Source organism: Vibrio sp. 1S139 (assembly GCF_041439475.1).
Classification (GTDB): domain Bacteria; phylum Pseudomonadota; class Gammaproteobacteria; order Enterobacterales; family Vibrionaceae; genus Vibrio; species Vibrio crassostreae_C.
The window spans coordinates 1-13,522 of sequence record NZ_JBGOOD010000056.1 but is presented as its reverse complement, the minus strand read 5'-3'; the positions used below and the strand labels follow the sequence as shown (position 1 = coordinate 13,522).

The window sequence follows — 13,522 nt, the reverse complement described above, 5'->3', positions numbered from 1 at the left end:
TCTCTGAGCACATAATTGGTGCAGGCCTACCCCTTTTGGGTAGTTAAAGTGTGTCAGATTTCAGTCGCTTACGTCAATAAAATGTTGTCGCATGTGTTTTGGGTATCGTTAGGTCGCTTAGCTAACAGTTTTATCGGTAAATCAATGAATTTTGTAAGGTTAAATGTTACCTTCATCGCATCGCGATCTGTGTAGCACGGTAATTGATGCACATTGATCAAGTTGAATAATTATACAGTCACAATTGAGGCGCATCTTATTAAGGGTGTGCGAGTTAGATGACTGAAAAGATTTGTTAGCTGCTAGGGAAATGATAATGAAATTAACCGATATGTCTTTTAAGCAAAAAATCATCGCTTTGCTTATTTTACCGATCTTGGGATTTCTATGGCTTAGCGTTTCTGCGATTTCAAAAGGCGTAGAAACCACCAGTGAATTGTCTTCATTAAACCAACTTACCCGTTTGTCGGTTGTATACAGTGAATTAGTGCACGAGTTACAGAAAGAGCGTGGAATGACTGCCGGTTTTATCGGCTCACAGGGTACTCAGTTTGTCAGTGAACTACGTTCACAAAGAGCAAGTGCGGATACTCGACGTGACCAGAGAAGCGAATATTGGCAGTCGGCTGATATCGATTTACCGCAAATCACAAAGTTGAATACAGAAATCAGCCGAAGCCTCAATCAGATCACTTCTATTCGTAATCGAGTCGACTCTCAATCTATCCCACTTTCTGAGGCTCTAGGTTACTACACTCAACTTAACGCAAAGTTATTGAGCGTATCTGCATTGATTGCAGAGTTGAGTTCGGATGCCACCATTACTACAGAAACCATCGCTTACTACAACTTCTTGCAAGGCAAAGAGCGTGCTGGTATTGAACGTGCTGTACTCAATAATACCTTCTCTAAAAATGAGTTTGGCCCGGGTATGCTTGTGAGGTTTATCTCTTTAATGACTGAGCAAAATACCTATTTCTCTAACTTTAAAGTGCTGAGCACCCCAAGCAATGTGAGTTTTTTTGAGCAACAATTGAATGATCGATCTGTCGCAGAAGTTGAAAAGCTTCGTGGTTTGGCTGAATCTAAGATGAGCGGTTTTGATGTTGATCCTGTGTACTGGTTCTCGCAATCTACCGCTCGTATTGTTCAGCTAAAGAAAACAGAAAACCGCCTAGCAGAGTCGCTTATCGCACTGACAGAGAAAAAAATGTCAGAGGCGCAGTCTGCGATGATGATGAGTATTGGTCTGTTTGCTTTGATAACCTTGTTCGCGACCTTCGTGAGCTATAAGGCGATCAGCGACCTGACGATGAGAGTAAAAGATCTTACAGTGATGTTGTCTAAGGTTCGTAATGACAACGACTTAACAGTTCGCGCTAAGTTCGTTGGCAACAGCGAGCTTGGACAGATCTCTTCGGCACTCAACGAAACGCTAGAGAAGTTTTCAAACGTTATCGACAACCTGTCTCAGTCGAGTCTGACCTTAGCTTCAGCCGCTGAAGAAACCTCACAAACCTGTCACTACAATTCGAACACGCTAGTGCAACAACAAGACCAAATTGGCTTGGTTGCGACGGCGACAGAAGAGTTATCAGCAACGGTAAATGAGGTGGCGGCTAAAACTCAGCAGACAGCAAGTTCCGCTAAACTGGTCGATGAGCAGTCTCAAGAAGGTTTGAGTACGGTTCAAAACTCTTACCACTCTATCGAAAAACTGGCATCTGAAATTAATGATCTAGCGGAAAAGATCACGCACTTACACGAGAGCAGTAATAACATCAACAGTGTGATTGATGTGATTAAGTCCGTCGCTGAACAGACTAACTTGTTAGCATTGAACGCGGCAATTGAAGCGGCAAGAGCGGGTGAGCAAGGTCGTGGATTTGCGGTAGTGGCTGATGAAGTTCGCACGTTAGCACAGCGTACTCAGCAGTCGACAGCTGAAATTGAAGGTTTCATCAGCTCGTTACAGTCTGATGTGCAAACCGCGTTTAATGTGATTGATAACAGTCAGAAGATGTCGTCTAAAGCGGTTGAGGATTCAAAAGAGGTGGAACACACCTTACAAGGTATCTCAGCATCGGTGAGCGAGATCTTTAGCATGACTGAGCAGATCGCAACCGCTACCGAAGAGCAAGCGGTAGTGACTCAAGATATTGCTCAAAACGTCATGGCAGTAGAGCAGAAGTCGACAGAATCTACGACAGGTGCAACGCAAATAGCTGCAACAGCCAAAGAACAAGCTCAGTTAGCAGCTTCATTGAAAGATATTGCGAGTACGTTTAAGAGCTAACTAGCAAGCACTCCAATAAGAAGTAAAATGCCCGTTAGTATCTACTTTTAATAGCAGGACTAACGGGCTATTTGTATCTGCTGTCTTCTAAATGGCAACAGATAGTCCATTCAATGGGGATCTACCCCATAAACCAAGACACGAAAATCAACGCACCAAAACCAAATGTCGCCATTAATGCCGTGTCGCCACCGGCTGCTGTGTAGCTGCCTTCGGTTTGTAGGTGAGGGAAGTCAGGTCTGCGAACCTTAACTACCATTGCGAGTGGGCCCCAGATAGCTAGGAACACCAGCACCATACCTGCATAGTCCAGCATGCTTACAAACTGGCTAGCGAACAGCTCAGCTAATACCAAAGGTAAGATGAAGGTTAGCGCATAAGCCAACGCTTTGTTGTTGGTCACCGCATCTTTGTTTTGGTCGTAAAGCGCCATCGACACGCCGAGGAAAGAAGTCACCAAGGCCAGAGCAGAGAACAGAGCGATCACCACTTTCAACCAAGCAGATTGGCCGCTGAACGCAGAGATCAACTCAGAGATATTGTGGAACTGGCTGATCGCGTCTGTGCCGAGGTTGCCGATAATCGCGAATAACCAAGTCAGGTAGCAAATTAATGGAATCACTGAGCCAAGCAGAATCATATTGCGGATCTGCTTTTGAGTCGCTTCACGGTTGTAGATCACCAGTGATGGGATCACCACCATAGAGGCAAAGCTGGTAAAGATAACCGCGCTGTATTGCACCACATCATTGGCTGTGTATTGGCTGGTTTGAGTAAGGTAATCAAGGCGAATGTTGCTAAACAACGACGCGATAACAATAAACAGCATCACCACCATCATGATGAATAAGCCACGATTAAGTTTGTCTATGTAAGACTTGCCCGCCACTACAATTACACCCGTTAATAGGCTAAAAGCTGTGTAAGCTGCAGAGGTCGATACATCAATACCAACGTCGAGCAGTAGCTTATGAATGATGTCACCGACACCCAAGATATAAGCGATCAACATGCATACTAGCAACAGGTAAAAGAGTGCATTGATAAAGTGTTTACCTTTGCTGCCCAGAGTGAGGTAAGCAACACTGCTCATGCCACTGTTGTCTTTAGTTTTAGTGCATGCTTCTGCCAGGAGGAGTGCAGAGTATGTGGTGCCGATAAAGATAAGTAGCATCAGCACTGAGCTGATCATGAAGCCAAATTGGGCCAACACCATGGGAATAGCGAGCATGCCAGCCCCTAATGCAGTTCCTGACAGAATCAAAGAACTGCCGAATAATTTCATATTCAAGAAAAACAACCTCAAGCGATCCAATTAAATTTTGTTTGGATTGTAAATAATTGTTTCCAAGACTAACAAAATACTCAGTAAAGTTAGGGGTTAATTTCTAATAAATTTTGAATTTTTCTAAAAAATTTAAGCAGGAATTTCTGGTGTATATGTGTGGTTGATTTAAGTATTCACTCGGTGAGTTTATTTATCGTTTAGTTAACGTTCGTCCATTATTGAATGATTTAGAAATTGGCAAAATTCAGTTAAAAAGAAGTATGTTTATGAGCTAATTGTTTTCAATTCATCAAGTTTAATACTTCTCCTTTCCTGAATCCCGTTCAGGCAATGTCGATGACTAACCGTTCTATGGGTAAAAGACACGCTCAGATCGCTTTATCAATTTGAAGGTAAATAGGTAAAGAACGAGAAAAGTGTCGAAAATTCTGTTGACCTGACTACAACTTCATAGTTTATCTTTACTACTGAAATGAGGGAGAAGTGGATGTATCGCATATCTGAATTAGCGGAGCTCGTTGGCCTGAGCCGTTCAACGCTTTTGTACTATGGAAAGTTGGGTTTGATAGAAGCTCAACGCACCAATAATGGTTATCGAAGTTATTCCGAACGCGACTTGCAGCGTGTGAAATTGTTGCAGCAGTTACAAGCGGGTGGACTGACGTTGAAAGAGTGTCAGGCGTGTTTGGATGCCAAGGTTGACCGCTCCTTGTTACAAAACCGACTCGAACAATTGGACGAAGAGATCGCTCAGAAACAGCGTTCGAGAGATCTTTTATCGGCCTTGTTAGGCGAGAGTGGTTTGCAAGATTGGCATGAATCGATGGACAAGGTGGCGCCTGATGCGCATCTCGATTGGCTCATTAAGCAAGGCTTTGATGAGAAGCAAGCACTGCGACTGAAATGGCTTTCAAAAGACATGAACGATCATGACCAGTACATGGCGGATTTTGAGGTGATCTTTGAGGGTTTACAGCGTTTAGGGCCAGGAACAGCGGAAGATACTTTAGCGGCGTTGGTACACGTTTCGGTTTCTCCTAAACGTGTGCTTGAGATCGGTTGTGGTAAAGGTATTGCCACCTCTGTGTTAGCGAAAGCCTTAGTAGAACATCAAGTGGATGTGCAAATAACGGCGGTAGATAATGATCAACCGAGTTTAGATGTTCTGACTCAGCAAGCACAGGTTCTTGGCTTAGAAAGCAACGTCAAAACCGTATGCGCGAGCATGATGGATCTGCCGTTTGAAGCTAAGTCGTTTGACCTAATTTGGTCGGAAGGCAGCGCTTACATCATGGGTGTTGAAAAGGCGCTAAAGCAGTGGCGAAATTTACTCAGTGATGACGGCATATTGGTCGTTAATGATTTGGTGTGGAATACCGAACAACCTAACGAATCGAGCAAAGCGTTCTGGCAGAAAGAGTACCCGGACATGACGACGGTTTCCGAGCGTATTAAACAGGCAAAAGCAGCGGGTTATGAAGTTTTGGATCACTTTGCAATGAGTGACGCTGGTTGGCTTGCGTATTACCAGCCCTTTCAAAAGCGAATAGAAGCGCTTAAAGCAACGATGCCGAACTCAAAAGCGCTAGTCGATTGCGACAATGAAGTTAAACAATTTTTCGATAGCAGCACATCAAAGAACGGTTTGGGTCAAGAGCCTTCGAAAGGTTCTGAACAACGTGATTTTGATTATCAGTTCTTTGTGCTCAAGAAATTAAAGTAAATGAGTAACACCATGAAATTTAGGCAATATAATTCAAATGAAATCGAAACGATCACTCAAGTTTTCACTCAAACCTTTACGGATTCAGAAGGTGAGAACGAAGGTAAAACTTTGGGTGAGCTTGCCAACGATCTTTTAACGACCACAGCTCCGACAGAGCTATTTTGCTTTGTTGTTGAAGATGATTCTAGTGAGTCGGATGCGGATAGTACGATTGTAGGCTCGATTATCTTTACGTCGCTTTCATTTGACGATGAAACCAAGGCATATTTGCTTTCGCCAGTCGCGGTGAGCACTCAGGTGCAAAAGCGTGGTATTGGTCAGCGCCTGATTAACTCCGGTTTGCAGCTCCTAAAAGAGCAGGGTATTGAGCTTGCAGTGACGTACGGTGATCCTAACTACTATTCAAAAGTGGGCTTTGAGCAAATTACCGTTGAGCAAGTCCCTGCGCCCTTTGAATTGAGTTTCTCTCACGGTTGGTTGGCTCAATCGTTGACTGGTGGTGAAATTAAAGTAACAAGTGGCAAGTCGAGCTGTGTTAAAGGCTTGGCCCACGCAGAATATTGGTAGCCGCTTGCAAAAAAATTGAGAAAAAGAGAAAGCCCATCAGGTGTTGCCTGTTGGGCTTTCTTGTTATGAACGAAGACATTCTTCTGGCTTCAATGTATAAATTGAACAACTGTTCAAAATAACACTTGAACGATCGTTCTTGTTTGATCTATATTGTTTTTACACCAACGGAGAACATTCATTAATTGCTCCGTGATTGAATAACTTTAGAACCGAAAATTGATAGGGATAGAGCAATGAGCAACTTCAAAATTCACTCAGTAGAATCCGCGCCAGAGCAAAGCCAACCTATTCTTGAGGGCGCTAAAAAGCAGATGGGCAGAGTGCCGGGCTTGTTTGGTGTGTTGGCTGAATCTCCAAACACACTTAAGGCTTACACTCAGCTTCATCAGGCGTTTAGTGACTCATCTTTCGATGCTGAAGAGCTAACGGTTGTTTGGCAAACCATCAACGTTGAACACGAATGCCACTACTGCGTTCCTGCACACACTGGCATTGCACATTCAATGAAGGTTGATCCTGCAATCACCGAAGCACTGCGTAATCGCACAGCTTTACCCACTGAAAAGCTGCAAGCCCTGCATGATTTTACGCTGAGCATGGTACGTAACCGCGGCAATGTGCCTGAAAGTGAAATGGCAGCATTTTTCGAAGCGGGCTACGGTCAGCAACAAGTGCTAGAAGTGATTCTTGGCCTGTCTCAGAAAGTGATCAGTAATTACGTAAACCACGTTGCTAAAACGCCAGTCGACAAAGTTTTTGAACAGTTCGCTTGGCAAGGGTAATCGTATTTAACTAACCATCGTATTTAAGCAACTCAAGATATGATAATGATGAAAGCCCCACTCAGTTGAATGGGGCTTTGTTGTTTTGGTCTAAATGGTAATTAGAAAGGTAACCTAACGCACGTGCTTAGCGATTATCTTCGCTAGTGTCACAACCCCTTCTTTCCACTCTTTGCTCTCTTCAATGTTGGCAACAGTAAAGCGCAAGCAGTGTTTATATTGGTCGTTGGTGCCAAATACTGTTCCGGGTAAAATCCCCAACTTATGCTTTAAACAGTCTTGATAGACCGCGTAGCTATCGACCGATTCAGGCAGTGTTATCCAGTTTAAAAAAGAGCCTTCCGGTTTTGATAGGTGGTATTGCCCGACAAGGTGTGGGTGGCTATCTAGTGCTTGTATTAACAGGCTTTGGAATTGCTTTTGGTTGGTTTGGTAGAGCCGTTTCATTTTGGATAAGTGGCTGCGATATTTACCGGTAGTGAGGAATTGCCCTACCGCGGATTGCATCAGGTTTGAGCTGCCCATGTTGTCGCATAAAAGGTACTTTTCGACTAAAGGTTGGTAGCGCCCCGACAATAACCAACCGATTCGCAAGCGTGAGTCTAAGGTTTTAGACAGTGAGTTGACGTAGATGACTCTATCTTGGTCATCAAGCTCTTTGAGGCTAGCGATTGGTGTATCGAACGCCAAGCTACCGAACACATCGTCTTCGATAATTGGTAAAGATCCGGTGATCTCCAGTAATGCTTTTCGATTCGCCAATGGCATTCTTGAGCCGGTTGGATTAGTAAAGTTTGGCGTTAGCAGTAAGGTTTTTACTTCCCATTTGTCCAACGCGCTCTGCAGTGATGGAATGTCAATGCCATGGCTAACACTGCTCGGGATTTCTAAAGCTTGCAAGCCAAGTGATTCGAGCAACAATAAATTACCGAAGTAACACGGTGACTCGACCGCCACGATGTCACCGGGCTTGGTGAGCGCACGTAAAGCCAAACTGATCGCCTGTTGAGCACCATGAGTAATTGCAATCTCTTTCGATCCCGCAGGCACACCAAGATCATGAGTGATCTTTAACAATTGCTTTACTAATTGCTCGTCGCCGGGGGGTAATTGGTAATAACCGGGAAGCTGAGTTTGTAATCGACTGTGACGGCCAATCTCGGCATACAAGCTACGAATCGCAGGATTGTTGATGTTCGGGTGCGCGGAGCCTGCCAACAGTTTCAGGCGACCTTTTGGACGAGAGAGTACCGATTTGGTGACAGACAACAGATCGACTTTTTGAGGTTGGCTTGATGCATCCCAGCTGGTGGTGTTCGGTGCTTTCACGCGATAGCCAGATTTAGGTACTGAATAAACCCAGCCTGTGGCTTCCAGTTCTTGATAGGCGCGAATTACGGTATTTTTGCTTACGCCAAGCTGTTCGCTTAACTGGCGGATCGAGGGAAGGCGATCGTCTGGATGAAAGAGCCCCTTATCGATCTGAGCCTTAATATGTTGTTCGGTAGCAAGGTATTTATTGCCGCTGAGTTCTGCTTCCACGTGTTTCTCCCTCGTTGCACACTCTCAATCTGTAACCATTTAAAGTGTTATATCTGTATCTTTATTAGTTATCTGTACCCAACTAAGGTAACAGCATTGATGAAGAGTTGACCAGAGGTTTGTAATGCTGATTAAAATGATTCCGTTTGTGTTTGTAATATTGTGGTCGTCAGGTTTTGTCGGCGCACGTCTTGGTGTTGAATATGCCGAACCCGCAACATTACTTTCATTGAGGATGGTAGCCAACGTGGCGCTGTTCTTGGTTTTGATTGCAATCCTTAAGCGTCGTATTCCTCGTGGTCGAGCATTCTTCCACGCAAGTGTGGTTGGCATCTTGATTCATGGTTTCTACCTTGGTGGCACCTATCTGGCGATTGATATAGGTATGCCCGCCGGGTTGAGTTCTCTACTTGTTGGCTTACAACCGATTCTTACCGCATTGATTATGATCAGCTGTACTTCGCAGCGTTTTAATTTTGCACAGTGGTTGGGGTTAGCGCTTGGTTTTGCGGGTATTAGTTTGGTGTTGATGGGCAATATTGAATGGCAGTCAGACGACCAAAAAGGCTTGGCAACGTTATTGTGTTTGGTTTCTTTGGTGGGTATTACCTGCGGCACTTTGTATCAGAAGCGCTTCTGTCAGGGGACAGATATGGTCGGCGGTGCGATGGTGCAATATTTGGCTTCTGCCGCGTTGTTTCTGCCGTTCGCAATGCGTTACGAAACTATGCAAGTAAACTGGACGATAGAATTCACGTTGACTCTAATTTGGCTGGTGGTCGTTCTGTCTTGTGTTGCCATCCTATTGTTGCTTTACATGGTAGAGCACGGTGCATCTTCAAGTGTGGCTTCGGTCTTTTACTTGGTGCCACCGACGACAGCAATCCAAGCGTGGCTTATTTTCGGTGAGTCGTTCGACATGTATGGCGCGATGGGCTTTGCCTTGTCTGCTGCGGCGGTTTATTTGGTGGTAAAAAAGCCTAATATCTTAAGATCTCATCGTTTAAGTGAAAGTTCGACCTAAGTTGTGAATTTTAGGAAGGTGACAAATAATAAAACGCCCGACATGAGAATGCAGGGCGTTTTAGTGTTGTGCTATAAGTTTTATAGGTTAGAAGTGACTTACATTTATTAAGTTTGTAAGGTTTTAATGTACTTCGATAAATCAATCATAGACTTGGCATTTAGCTTTTGAAGTACGCGGCTTTTATAGGTGCTTACCGTTTTTTGACTTATATTGAGTTGATTCGCGATGGCTTTGTTACCCACGCCATCTAATAGTTGTCTTAGCACTTCACGTTCCCTTACGGAGAGCGAGTCTAACGGTGTGGGTGTCGTGTTGATTAAAGGTGTTTCATCCGTATCTTGCCCTCCGTAATAGATGATTTTCTCTATCATTTCGTTGAGCTCGAGACTTTTGGTTATGTATGTCGCACCTAGCCCTTGGCATAAGGAATCATACAGTGGGTTGTCCTCCCCTGAGATGAAGATAACTCTTCCTATAAACTCGGTTTGGCGAATCTTTTCGACTAGATGAAAGCCACTTTCGTCGGTTAAATTCACATCGACAATCAGCAGGTTGTAAACATTGTCCCGTATATAATCTAACGCTAATTGAGGAGTGGTAACACAATGTGCATTTTCGACACTTTGTTGCTCGAGCAGTGCATTCTTTAGTGCCACACCAATAATGGGTTGATCATCAATCACTAATACGTTCAGCTTTTTTACTTCTGATGTGGTTTTTTGCTTAACCAGTGCTTGCTGAAGATCGTGAATCGACATAGGTCGACCCGTAAAATAACCTTGGCACTCATCCGCACCCATGTTTTTGATATATTGCCAAGTATCAGCATCTTCTATCCCTTCGACAACCACATTTAAATGCAACGCTTTTGCAGTGCCGATGCAGAGCTTGACGATAGACGCATTTTGGTAATCTTGAATCACATTGCCAACAAAGCTGCGATCTATTTTCAGAATATCAAAAGGTATCTGCGTGATTTTCTCCAGTGATGAATAGCCTGTGCCAAAGTCATCGATGGCGAGCTTAACTCCAAGCAATTTAAGTCGGGCTAAATTGATGAGGGAATTAGCATCCGAAGAATAGATATGACTTTCTGTAAGCTCTAGAACAAGGTTGTTGTAGTTGAACCCTTCACGTTCACAAGTCTCAATAATTTCATTACAGATATCACTACACTCAAGGTCTCGTTGAGTGAAGTTGATCGATAGCTTGATCGGCGTTGTTAAGTTTAAGCTTTGAATTGCTCGGATAGACTTGTTGAGTACAGTACAAAACAACAAATTGTAGTGTTCAGACTTGGTGATGTATGACAAAAAGTGGTTTGGCGTTAACACCCCCAGCTCTGGATGATCCCACCTTACAAGCGCTTCTACACCGACAATTTTGTCAGATTGAAAGTCCACTTGCGGCTGGTAATAATAGAAGATTTCATCATTTTCTATCGCAGATACCACTTCAGACTCAGTAAAGGTGAAGTGTGGTTTATTGTGCTCTAGATGTTGTGTTGTTTGCGGCGTGCTCGAAGAAACAATTTTTGAGATGCAGTCGTGTGTAAAGGGTTTTTTTAAACTGTGCACACTTTTGAATCTTAGGGTTTTACAAGCTAGGTAAGTCAACTTAATCACACTCGTTTCACTCGAGCTTAATATAGTGATAGTGGCTGAGCGTTGGTATTTAGATATTTCACGAAGTAATAAGATCCCATCAGAATCTGGCAACTGTATATCACAAAATATATGGCTATACTTCTCACTGAAGCAGAAATCAAGAGCACTCTGACTGGTATGAGCTATAGTGATTTGCGCAATACCTAGGTCATTCAAGAGCAACTTTAATGAGATGGCTTGAATACGATCATCTTCGATTATTAGAATTTTCATGGGGCGTATCACTTAAACTAAGGGATTGCTTCGTCTGCAATCTTTATTATTTTTATTAACTCATTACAGAGTCGTTCGTTGTAAACAGGGTTGTGATATTCAAAACTTTCCATTTCTTCCGTCAACTCTACGATATGTTGGATCTTTAGAAGTTGAGCTGCTCCTTTCACTTTATGGGCAATTTTTTTATAGTGGTTAGGGTTATTAGACAAATCTTCAATATCTGATGAGAATGACTCGCTAATCACTTGTAATAATTCTTTTTGGTTTGATTTTTTTATGTGGTTAATCCAATCAGAATGTTCTGAACCTGATCCGCTCAACGCTTTGGGCTTTTGTTCCTCTTGGTTCAACGGTAAGTGACGTCGCAATACATCAATCAGATCTTTCAACTCATAAGGTTTATAAAGTACGTCACTCATACCAACATTTAAGCATTCAGTATGTGTCGTTTTAGGGTCATCAGCAGTACAGCCAATGATAGATATGTCTGCATTTTTCTGATTATTGCGCACCTGTTGTGTGAGTTCAAAACCATCCATAAATGGCATGTGATTGTCTGTGATTATCAGATCATATTTCGTTGGATCTTGCTCAAAGAGAGCAATGGCTTCTTGCCCATCAGATGCAATAGAGCAGTCGATCCCAATCTCTTCAAGTTGTTGCTTAATCATAAGTTGGTTAATTTTATTGTCTTCTGCAACCAAAATATGAGCTGAAAATTGTACTAGGTTGGGCTCAACATCAAGAGTGGATTGGGCAAAAGAAAGTAGATAAGTGTATATCTCGCTAGGAAATTTTTCATAGATCTCATCGAGAAGCGGGGCGTTAAATGGTTGGCTTCCTTCGTTGTATATCCCCCACTCAGCTAACCATGAATTGATAATAGATGAGGTTGAATCAAACTGTGTTAATGGTACGTCTGGTTTTGAACTAACATAGTGCAATGGTATTGATACCGTGATGCTAGTACCGAAGTTGACTTCAGATGTAATATCTATGCTGCCTTTAAATTGTTTGATTATGGTATCTACAATTGTCATACCGAGCCCAGTACCTCCGAACCGACGTGATTTGCTGTTGTCTGCCTGCACAAAAGGTTCAAATATGGTGTCCACTTGATCTGAGGTCATTCCAATTCCAGTGTCTTGTACTTGGAAGTGGAGAGCGCTCTGTTTTATAGAAATGGTAATAGTGACCGCGCCATATTCGGTAAATTTGATTGCATTAGAGAGTAAATTCGATATGACTTGTTGGATCTTATCCATGTCAGTCGACACCAAGATAAGAGGGGTTGGCTCCCAATACACTTTGAAATCGATGCCTTTTCCAAATGCATGGGATTGGTGAGATTTTAATATTGTGTCTATCCCAACCAAAATGTTGGTTTGCTCTATTACTATGTTGCTTTCTCCTGCTTCCATCTTAGAGAAATCAAGAATATCGCTCACATGACTATTTAGGATATACGCCGACTTACGTATGCTATCGATGAACATGTTCTGTTCTTTGTTGTTATTTTTTCGTTCTAGCAGCCCAACGATGCCGTTGATTGGGGTGCGTAACTCATGAGTGATGACAGCCAAGAATCGCGCTCGGGTATCGATGGCTCTGTTTGCAATCTTATTTGCCTTCACTAACTCTTTCTTGTGGTTGTGGGCTTTGGTTGTGTCATCTAACACTAAAATCTGGAACTTCTTACCTGTTCTTGGGTTCTCTACGTGGTGCAAGTATCGTTTAAAGTAACTTTCGTTGTTCACGCAGTAAGTTTCATCAAATTCATCATTGTGTAAAAGAGGGGCGGCTAGCGCGCACAAGTCGTGCTCATTCGTGCACTTAGTGCAATTATGGAAATATTTACGATATGCCTTATTGGCGAACACTTGGTTATACCTGTCGTCTACTACTGAGACTAAAACAGGAAGATCATCAAGCAGAGTTGCAAACCAAAGAGCTTCTTCAGACGCCTTTTTCTTCTCACTGTATTGTGCTTGTAAGCTCTTTTGTAGGCGGTTTCGACGTAGAACATGGAATAGGAAAAGCCCCAAGATAATGAGTAGTGACGTGCCACTAATTATCATTAAGGTTCTCTTGTTATAACCGTAGTTGATTACCCCGAGGTTATATCGGTTCTTAAACTGCTCGATATGGAGGCTTGTCATTGGATATAGCATTCGATTTATGAGATCCATGGCTGCGATGTGTTGTCCTCTCAGCACCATGCCTACTGGAACACTGTAGAAATCCTCAGTTTCTGCTAGTGCAATTTTTCCACTATAGCGAGCGAGAAAATCGTAGCCAATGACATCTTTGTTTAAGAAAGCACGACCAATATTTCCATCAATCAATGCCTTAAATAGACAGGATCTTAAGAGCTAACTTGTTTATTTAGATAGAAAAAAGGCTTCATT

General features: G+C 43.0%; 9 protein-coding genes. 5 read left to right on the top strand and 4 right to left on the bottom strand.

What is annotated here, in order from left to right; all coding sequences use genetic code 11:
• Positions 1-316: 316 nt before the first annotated feature.
• Positions 317-2,296, top strand: a complete 1,980-nt coding sequence (locus tag ACED46_RS16855; RefSeq protein WP_371721961.1) for a methyl-accepting chemotaxis protein — start codon at positions 317-319, stop codon at positions 2,294-2,296.
• A 121-nt stretch (positions 2,297-2,417) separates the two neighbouring features.
• On the opposite strand, the gene ACED46_RS16850 is transcribed toward ACED46_RS16855, so the two are convergent.
• Complete coding sequence (locus ACED46_RS16850; protein WP_017066045.1) at positions 2,418-3,581, bottom strand: amino acid permease; 1,164 nt, start codon at positions 3,579-3,581, stop codon at positions 2,418-2,420.
• A 490-nt stretch (positions 3,582-4,071) separates the two neighbouring features.
• Here ACED46_RS16850 and ACED46_RS16845 point away from each other — a divergent pair, with 490 nt between their 5' ends.
• The 3 genes from ACED46_RS16845 (at position 4,072) to ACED46_RS16835 (ending at position 6,662) form a co-directional block, all read left to right on the top strand.
• Positions 4,072-5,307: a MerR family transcriptional regulator gene (locus ACED46_RS16845; protein WP_017069793.1), complete on the top strand. Its 1,236-nt coding sequence runs from the start codon at positions 4,072-4,074 to the stop codon at positions 5,305-5,307.
• On the top strand, positions 5,308-5,877 hold the full coding sequence (locus ACED46_RS16840) for a GNAT family N-acetyltransferase (protein ID WP_017064937.1): 570 nt from the start codon (positions 5,308-5,310) through the stop codon (positions 5,875-5,877). It begins immediately after the preceding gene.
• Positions 5,878-6,113: 236 nt separating this feature from the next.
• Positions 6,114-6,662, top strand: coding sequence for a carboxymuconolactone decarboxylase family protein (locus ACED46_RS16835; protein WP_017061666.1), 549 nt, complete (start codon positions 6,114-6,116; stop codon positions 6,660-6,662).
• Positions 6,663-6,776: 114 nt separating this feature from the next.
• Here ACED46_RS16835 and ACED46_RS16830 read toward each other — a convergent pair whose 3' ends face one another.
• A complete protein-coding gene (locus ACED46_RS16830; protein ID WP_171732861.1) occupies positions 6,777-8,204 on the bottom strand; it encodes an aminotransferase class I/II-fold pyridoxal phosphate-dependent enzyme in 1,428 nt (475 codons plus the stop codon).
• Positions 8,205-8,328: 124 nt separating this feature from the next.
• Between ACED46_RS16830 and ACED46_RS16825 the strand changes: the two genes are divergently transcribed.
• Complete coding sequence (locus ACED46_RS16825; protein ID WP_371721960.1) at positions 8,329-9,228, top strand: DMT family transporter; 900 nt, start codon at positions 8,329-8,331, stop codon at positions 9,226-9,228.
• A gap of 107 nt (positions 9,229-9,335) precedes the next feature.
• Here the strand turns inward: ACED46_RS16825 and ACED46_RS16820 are convergent, their stop codons facing one another.
• Both ACED46_RS16820 and ACED46_RS16815 read right to left on the bottom strand, forming a co-directional pair.
• On the bottom strand, positions 9,336-11,111 hold the full coding sequence (locus tag ACED46_RS16820; RefSeq protein ID WP_371721959.1) for an EAL domain-containing protein: 1,776 nt from the start codon (positions 11,109-11,111) through the stop codon (positions 9,336-9,338).
• A 17-nt stretch (positions 11,112-11,128) separates the two neighbouring features.
• The gene (locus tag ACED46_RS16815) at positions 11,129-13,459 is read right to left on the bottom strand and encodes an ATP-binding protein (protein WP_371721958.1); all 2,331 of its coding nucleotides are present in this window, start codon (positions 13,457-13,459) and stop codon (positions 11,129-11,131) included.
• Positions 13,460-13,522 lie beyond the last annotated feature (63 nt).